This window comes from Microcoleus sp. Pol12A5 (genome assembly GCF_036701435.1).
Taxonomy (GTDB): Bacteria; Cyanobacteriota; Cyanobacteriia; order Cyanobacteriales; family Microcoleaceae; genus Microcoleus.
Genome location: NZ_JAUBQU010000297.1, coordinates 1 through 1,256, shown reverse-complemented (window position 1 = coordinate 1,256; position 1,256 = coordinate 1). Strand labels below are relative to the sequence as shown.

Annotated in this window: 2 protein-coding genes; both read right to left on the bottom strand. The window is 40.2% G+C overall.

Annotated elements, in window-relative coordinates:
• The coding region (gene cas7d, locus QUA45_RS28860; RefSeq protein ID WP_333223377.1) for a type I-D CRISPR-associated protein Cas7/Csc2 at positions 1-293 on the bottom strand (293 nt) is incomplete at its 3' end.
• Between the two features lie 45 nt (positions 294-338).
• Positions 339-1,256 (bottom strand): type I-D CRISPR-associated protein Cas10d/Csc3 (gene cas10d / locus QUA45_RS28855; RefSeq protein ID WP_333223375.1); only part of this gene is annotated, 918 nt, incomplete at its 5' end.

Below are 1,256 nucleotides of genomic sequence, written 5' to 3'. Positions count from 1 at the left end.
TTGTAGTCGCACTTTTCCCAGTCGCCAATTTTGTAATTTCGCAGCAACTCCCGTCCTGTTAAACGTTCTGGTGTAGACTGTTTCCGCTTAAACATTGCTAAACGGCTGATTATGTTGTTATTTTTCTTTTCAATCCCAGCAGTTACTCTGGCTTTATTCAATTCGCCGTCAGTCTGAAATAGCGGATAAGATTCAGTGACTCGGATGGTGATAAAATGAGCATATTTTCCCATCGGTTTTGCGGGAATTTGATCGTGGAAAAATTTAGAATCGAGGGTTTTCAGGAATTTCATGGTTTGGTTTCTCCAGTACAAGGTAATTGAAAAAATGTGGACAATTTAGGCTAATTCTGTTTCTGTTTCGGGAAGTTCATCAGGTTCATCCTGCTTTTTTTCCTTGCGTTCTTTGTCGTCTTCCAAGCGATAAAGATAATCGCAAGTGTCCCGAATTAAATTGAGTTGAGTTCCTGCTAAACGAGCGCGATCACCCTTAAAACTCCCATTAAAAATCACCTCCACAAAATATTTAGCAAAATCATAGACTGCTTGCCGTTCTTCTTCATCACTTAAAGCAGGTTTCCATTTACCATCAACGAAGGTAAATGTACGTTTTCCCTCTGCTTCTTTTCGATTGACTTTTTTCATCAAACTAGCAATTTTTGCTGCCACAAGCTGTGTTAGAGATTCAGGATCGTCTGCTAAATCTTTGTTGAATTTTAAAATAACATCAGCCCCTTCATCAATTGGCTTGAGAATTGCATTAGATTTTGGTGGTTTTCCTTTAGCTTTAGCTCGGTAAAAACGGCGGTAAAGTTCTGTCAGTTTTGCAAGTTTAGTCATGTCATCTCCTTTGAAATTGAAGTAGTAATAAAATTCGCAATACAACCGGATTTTGGCAATGGGTACGGACTCGATTTTGTCTTGTTTCCGCAGCCATTTATTCAGGTAGTGAAAGACATAAAGGGGACTGGTTTCTAAATCGCGTGCTAAATCTGACAATTTCCCCCAGTCGGGATTGCCATCTTTTTTACGGTTGACTTCTAAGTGAATGCAGTAAGCGGCACTTAGAGCATTTAGCGGTGAAAATTTAGGCGGATTTGATGGCGGAGGCAAAATGCCGTCTAAGCGATATTCATCTTGCTTAATCAGAGAACGAATTGCTTGATGTTCGCCATCAATCACAACGGTTTTTTCAAAATCTGCACCGCTAATAAAGGGCGGTACTGGCGACTCGGATGCAACTGTTTTGACATCGAG